The sequence below is a fragment of the Oleiphilus sp. HI0117 genome (assembly GCF_001635235.1).
In genome coordinates this window covers 1-6,624 of record NZ_LWGA01000824.1, presented here as the reverse complement: position 1 = coordinate 6,624, position 6,624 = coordinate 1, and the positions used below count along the sequence as shown (strand labels likewise).

Genomic DNA, 6,624 nt, shown 5'->3' with positions numbered 1-6,624 from the left:
AGCACCGTTATACATATCCGTATCGTCAGCAGTTCGTGTGTTATCTGATGATGCAATCGGTGAATCGTAAGCTAAGTTCGGTGCCCGCCTAACTCTGCGCTGACCAGAACTATAATCCCACACCTGACGCTCCTCTTTTATCTGATCAAGAGTTTCGTGCACTAACAAAGCGCCACCCGCTAAACGCGCGGGCGCTTTATTAAACGCAAGAAAGTAGAAAAGAATATTGTTTAGCTTCTTAAAACTCCCATTAGGTTTATGGAAATTGAATAATATTTCGTATTGCTTCGTAATCGGTGTGAATGCACCATTTCGCTGAACCGCCACTTCCGTTGCACTTTTGGTGAGAAAAACACCTCTCCAGCGCGTCAAATGGTTCCACATAACCTGTAAAGCCTTGTCATCACTGCTGCCATGCAAAATTGGAAATGGCACGCCACCAAAAGCATTTTCGAAGCCCTGGCCATTATCGAGAAGCTCTGAGGTAAGGGCATTCTTACGCGTATTCTTGCTGACCCACTCTGGCAAGGAGTGTGAGCGATGAGTAGGATAAACGTTTATTTTAAAAGTCTCTGGGTAAGTCTCAAACATTTTATACTGACCTGGAGTCAGCTTTTTCTTGTAGTCTTTGTAATTGCTCTGGTCGATCGAGAACTTAATTTCATCGTCGGCGAAGGGGTCGACATGAGGAAAACCGTTGCCCTTAAACCCATCTGGCACCTCGGTAATACCACCATCCCAAGCAGGAATTGTTTTGTATTGATTACTTTCTTTAACTGAGCCAAAAGGAGTCAAAGATACGCCTAATTCAGCTGCGGCCTCCGAAGAAACTTTTGCTTGCGCATTAAAGGACAGCATGGCTATAACAGTTAAACCTAAGAAAGATAAGGATTTTCCATTCATATTCTACACCTTACCTGCTTAATTTGAGGCTTTATAAATTACTTGAACAACGGCAATAGCGAAGCTTGATAAACTCAAAGCATACTAATGGAGCAAGCCGGAACTAATTAGTATAGGAAGGAAAACCTTATTTTCCCAACCCACTGTTTTAAACCTGAGTGAATATTTATATCAACACTAGTCTCTTTGACATTTATGCATCGCCTCTATCATCAAGTGACTAAATCTCTTCATCTACTTCAACATTCGTACTTGTTGAACTAAGATTATCTAATACCTTCACTTTCTACAAATCTTCATTATGAAAACAGCGGAGAATTTCCTATGTACCAAAATTTTGTATCTTCTTTTTTACTTGTTTGCGTTCTAGTATTCGGCTCGGGTTCAGTGCTTGCAGATAAACACGGTCGCTCACAGTGGGTAGACATCAGCAGTGACAAAAAACCATTTAACAAGAATTGTGACTACAAAGTTTGGGTTCTTGAAGACAAGGAGTGGGCTGAGACCTGGTACCTAGAAGCATTTGATAGTGAGAATGCTTTTTACACTATCAATCGCCAAAGCAGTATTTGGAGCGATAAAGATGACTTTTATGCACTTAACTACAAAGATAAAACAAAGTTTTTAACTGGCGAAAACTTTATTGAGGTGGTGCCATTCGCATTATGCTTGATGAAGTAAACTAATTATTCTTGGCTATCAAGGCTCGTTCTCAAAAGACTGCAAGCTTCTGAGAACGACCTAGCGTCTAGGGTTATGATAAGACTGTAGATAGATGGACGCTTCCTGAGAAGTCGTTTGTAGACCATTCTTTAAATGCTTTTGCTCCGAGCTTTACTGTATTCTTAGAAGGCGAGTTTGAGCAAGTCACCAAAGCTTGCGAGTAAACTTTACTCACCTCCTTTGCAGAAAAGCCCAGACTCTCTCGAAGCAGCTCCACAATAAGCATATGCCGCTGCTTTGACGACAAGCCATTCATCTTAACGACAAACTCTACTGCCCCAATAAAAAACAAACCAACTTCACTTCGGTTTTCTTGATCCTCAAATACTCGTTTCTCTCCAGCCCCTTGATGAACACTATTAATATGAAACTGAGCAAAATCAATTAATTGGGATGAGAACCCTACAGCGTTACCCTCTTCAGTTTCATGCCTGCTTAGCTGACTTGCACGGTACAGCGACGATACTCTATGTAAGAGCAATAGCATTAAAAAAACCCGCAAGTGCACTGGCCGTTAGTGCCAAATTATCGTACAACAGCCCATAATCTTGCGAGAAAGAGTTCTGTATACCAAGGTTCATCCATATATCATTCGTCATCAAATATTCCTAGTCGTTACAAACAAAGGGGCCTTAAATAAATTCCCGAGGATTGTAACAAGTAAAGGAATGACAAATTATCCCAAAGTGGTAACAACAGGTAACACTGAGGTAAAACCTTGTGAAATAGCCCATAAGACCTAAGGAAGCGGATTGATCATCGGCAAAATCCCTAGGTGTTTGGGCTTGGAGGGCTTATCCGATGCCTAGGGTTTCATTGACATCATCACGGATAGCACGATAGAGCTTAGCGTCCTTTTCCAGCTTTCTGAGGCTGTGAACGGGGAAGATTTCTCGTAATTTGCTATTGCCTTCCTCATCTTCAATCAGGAATGGCATGAGTTGTTCAACCAGTCGCAACATCACTTCAGGTGATACCGACGCCCCCGGCGAGGCACCTAGTAGCGTCCCGTAGGTTTTATCATCAGAGACAATAATCTCGGTGCCCATCTGCAAGTCACCATCTTTAATGATTTGCACTCGCTGACCTGCCGGACTAACCTGCCAGTTGAATTTACTACTTAAACCTGGCGCAAAGTCTTCTAGTTCCTTCAGCATCTTTTCCTTACAAACAAAGGTCTCGGAAATAAGGTACTTCATTAATGGAAAGTGCTCTCGCGCAACATTCAAAAAGTTAGGGATATCATGAAAGCGCATAGACTTTAAGTACTCAAGGAAACCTCGGCCTTTTTCCAGCACCGGCATAAAGGTCGCAAAAGGACCAAACAGCAAGTAATGCTTTCCGTTAGCAGCACGCAAATCCAGATGCGGAACCGACATGGGTGGTGCGCCGACTTTCGCTTTACCGTAAGTTTTTGCAGAGTAGTGTTTAGCGTCTTCTTCACTAATAGGCGCCATCAAGAAGCGACCACCAACAGGGAAGCCTGCAAATCGAGTTCTATCTGGTAAGTGGCTTAGTTTAAGAAGCGGGAATGCGCCTCCACCTGCGGCAACAAATAGCGTGTCGCCTTTAAAGCGCATTTTCTGATCGCCTTTTTGGGTTTCAACTAGCCATTGCTTAACCGGGTTTTTATGAACACGCGTAACATGCGTTCCGTAGTGAAATTCAACCCCTTCCTGCTTTGCCAAATAAGCAGCCATTTGCTCGGTGATCGACTCAAAATTAACATCTGTTCCCGTCGCAATCATGGTCGCAGCCATCTTTTCAGAAGTTGGTCGATTTTCCATGGTATAGGGGATCCATGATTTAATTTCATCATGATCTTCCGAATACTGCATATGCTCAAAATAGTGGTGCTGAGACATTTCTTCAAAACGCAATTTCAGCTCATTGATACTGTCTTCATGAACCAGGGTGCAGTGTTTTGTCGGAACGATAAAGCTTGTAGGGTCTTCGATAATCCCCTTCTTAACCAAATAAGCCCAAAACTGCTTGGCGATATTGAATTGACCGTGTATTGCGAGTGCCTTTTCGACTTCGATAATATCCTCATCGACCGGCGTATAGTTCAACTCACAATTTGCTTCATGGCCTGTTCCCGCATTATTGAATACGCTGGAGTTGCTTTTGGCTGGCCCAGAAAGGCGCTCTATGATGGTTATTTTAAGCTTCGGGTTCAGTTCTTTCGCTAGGGTGGCAAAGGTAATTCCCATTATCCCTGCGCCGACAATTACTACATTCATATAATACTCTTGCTTGTAAGCGTGGTTTAAACTTGATACGAGGAGAAGAGTCAGATTTGGCTTGTTTGAGGGTCACCCAAAGTAATGCCAAGATGTTTTTATGATGAGACTACAACACCTGATTTGCCGGTTGAGCTCGATGATAACGAGTTACCGGATTTTACCGGGCGCTATTTTATACAAATATCTGGCCTTTTTCGAGTGATTTGTATCCAAGACATAAAGCACCACTGCTTAGCCGAAGCTAAAAAATCATGTTATCTATCAATTAAACTTAAGAGAAAATTCACCTTAGCAACAATTGGCACTGCAGCACCGATAAGATTACTATATAAAAAACAATAAGAGAGTTATCCAAAATGAAAACCTACCAAAGCTTCAAAGAATTCTACCCTTACTACCTATCTGAACACAGCAACGCGACATGCAGGCGCTTGCACTTCCTCGGTACTGCACTCGTTATTTTACTGCTCGTTACACTTATTAGTACGCAAAATTGGTCACTGCTAATCGCTCTGCCACTAGTCGGTTATGGTTTCGCCTGGGTCGGACATTTCTTTTTTGAAAAGAACCGTCCGGCTACTTTTACATACCCGCTATGGAGTTTAATGGGTGACTTTGTGATGTTTAAGGATATGCTGCTCGGCAAAGTTAGCTGGTCTTAGTTGTGAGGGAACCACTGTCTGGTCACGCAACATTCGCATAGAGCAGCATGTTTAATTCCGAAGAAAAAGTCTTAGAGCTTGCTCCATTTTCGAGTAGTAAGGGTTCCATGTTAAACGGGCAAATAGTTTGTCTTCTTCGCTATAACCCCATGCTGAAAACCATACACTTTCACCCTCTTCGCATCGGCGCGTATTTGAGGGATTAAAGCTGTTTCCGCACATTCGTTTTTCTCCTTTTTTGCCGTAGTAAGGGTTGTCTGGAGCGAATAGTGGGCTCATATGTGAGCCAGAACTGATTCTCAGTTCCGGCAGTTTCATAGACTTAGTGATAATCTTATCGTCTTCAATAATAGACTCTCCATACCAAATGAAGCGATTTGATGCATGGGTGAAGTTTGAGTCAAAGTATCCTTTGATGGCATGAGGGTTAATGACACTGTCTGCCTCGCTCATCACAATCAGGGTTGGGACATTTGTTTGCTTTGATTCAAATAAGTCTCTGACATATTGTGCACTCTCAGAGTAAGCGATCGAAGCATTAATTGGCGAGGAGCGATATCGGGCTAGGTTATCTTCTTCTGCCTTCCAGCCCCAGTCCATAAATGTCGCAAAGATGGGAGCCAAACGCTCTACAAAAGGTGAAAATGTCTCAAAGCCCGGAGAAAACAGAAGCAAACCATCAACACCACCCTGCTCAATGGCATTGATAGTCACGAGGTTTGCACCGGTAGAAAAACCGCCTAGTAAAACCTTGTTGTACTGTTTTTTCAGCTGTAGAGCATAGTGGTCAACAATGTCTTGCCAATCTTCATAGTGAGAGAGCATTAAGTCCGAAGGCTTACTTCCGTGCCCAGGCAAAAGTAAAACGTGAACAGCATACCCTTCGCCGTGGAGCGATTTAGCAATATCAGAAAAAGAATAAGGCGAGTCTCCCAAGCCGTGAACCAGCAATACAGCTTTCTGTGTCGGCTCATTAGGCATCAACATAAACGGTGCGTTCATGTTGATCTCTTTTTGCTTGTTCTGTGAAATAAAACTTCGGTTATGCGATAACCATGCTCTAGACACCTCTATATAGCTTTCAAAGTCTCGCTGAATATAATTGTAATACTCAGCACTCTGATGCAAAGGCATTTTGCTGTCCGGCATACTCGCACAACCTTTAACAATCATCAGTGCTGTAAGCACCAAAGCAACGCGCGCTATTAAACGTAACATGATTCTCTCCTTCTGACTTACAGCATGCTGCCCGCTTCCATAGCGATCCATCACTGAGCCCACCATGACGTCGCCATACAATAAGTAAACTAATCAGTGCAGTTTACTTATTTAAATTGAAAAGTAAACTATGCAGTGTAAAAATGTACTTTATTGGTATTTAAGCTGTTGAGACTCAATGTGAACGTAATCTGTCAGACCTTAAGCGAAAAAAGCAAAAGCCGCAGTGAATTAAAGAGAGAGGCGATCATTGATGCCGCGAGAAAAGCCTTTAAGGAATATGGCGTAGATGCGACAAGCATGGATAAGCTAGCGGAAATTGCCCAGGTATCAAAGCGAACGGTCTACAATCACTTCGACTCTAAAGAAGCCTTGGTAATGTATTTGCTGAAAGATCTATGGGATCAGGCGATGGTGAAAATTGATGTTCATTATGATGCCGTCAGCCCCTTGGGTGAGCAGCTAACAGCATTACTAAAGCAAGAAGTGAATCTGGTGGGCGACAAAGAATATATCGATTTAGCACGCGTGGCGCTAGGGCACTTCCTGTTCCAGCCGGAGGCCCTACAAAAAGAACTTGAAAAGTTCGATGATGAAGACACCGCGCTGACGCTATGGTTAGAAAGCGCGTCTAAAGATAAGCGCATAAATTTACATGACACAGAGCTAGCTTTCACACAGCTTCACAACCTAATAAAGGGAAGTTGCTTTTGGCCTCAAGTTGTTCAAATTGCGCCTGTTTTATCTGAACCTGAAAAACAAGCACTAGTGCGCGAAACCGTTGATATGTTTTTGGCTCGATATAAATAATGATAAATATTAATTGTAAAAGTCAGCGCTTGAGCTGAGCTATTAGAACACTGCGTTCGACT

At 42.8% G+C, this 6,624-nt stretch carries 7 protein-coding genes; 3 read left to right on the top strand and 4 right to left on the bottom strand.

The annotated features are described in order from the left end of the window. The coding region (locus A3757_RS13800; RefSeq protein ID WP_156506322.1) for a DUF1329 domain-containing protein at nucleotides 1-903 on the bottom strand (903 nt) is incomplete at its 3' end. A gap of 324 nt (nucleotides 904-1,227) precedes the next feature. Between A3757_RS13800 and A3757_RS13795 the strand changes: the two genes are divergently transcribed. Next, on the top strand, nucleotides 1,228-1,584 hold the full coding sequence (locus A3757_RS13795; protein WP_068506937.1) for a hypothetical protein: 357 nt from the start codon (nucleotides 1,228-1,230) through the stop codon (nucleotides 1,582-1,584). Nucleotides 1,585-1,657: 73 nt separating this feature from the next. Here A3757_RS13795 and A3757_RS13790 read toward each other — a convergent pair whose 3' ends face one another. After that, a complete protein-coding gene (locus tag A3757_RS13790) occupies nucleotides 1,658-2,113 on the bottom strand; it encodes a hypothetical protein (RefSeq protein ID WP_068553691.1) in 456 nt (151 codons plus the stop codon). Nucleotides 2,114-2,420: 307 nt separating this feature from the next. Further along, nucleotides 2,421-3,869 carry a malate:quinone oxidoreductase gene (locus A3757_RS13785; protein ID WP_068506940.1) on the bottom strand — a complete coding sequence of 483 codons (1,449 nt, stop codon included), beginning with the start codon at nucleotides 3,867-3,869 and terminating at the stop codon, nucleotides 2,421-2,423. A 359-nt stretch (nucleotides 3,870-4,228) separates the two neighbouring features. Here A3757_RS13785 and A3757_RS13775 point away from each other — a divergent pair, with 359 nt between their 5' ends. Then, entirely contained in the window at nucleotides 4,229-4,534 is a 306-nt protein-coding gene (locus tag A3757_RS13775) for a DUF962 domain-containing protein (protein WP_068506944.1), read from the top strand. A gap of 51 nt (nucleotides 4,535-4,585) precedes the next feature. On the opposite strand, the gene A3757_RS13770 is transcribed toward A3757_RS13775, so the two are convergent. Further along, nucleotides 4,586-5,752, bottom strand: coding sequence for a carboxylesterase (locus A3757_RS13770; RefSeq protein ID WP_068506966.1), 1,167 nt, complete (start codon nucleotides 5,750-5,752; stop codon nucleotides 4,586-4,588). Between the two features lie 180 nt (nucleotides 5,753-5,932). Here A3757_RS13770 and A3757_RS13765 point away from each other — a divergent pair, with 180 nt between their 5' ends. After that, a complete protein-coding gene (locus A3757_RS13765; RefSeq protein WP_231875540.1) occupies nucleotides 5,933-6,562 on the top strand; it encodes a TetR/AcrR family transcriptional regulator in 630 nt (209 codons plus the stop codon). Nucleotides 6,563-6,624 lie beyond the last annotated feature (62 nt).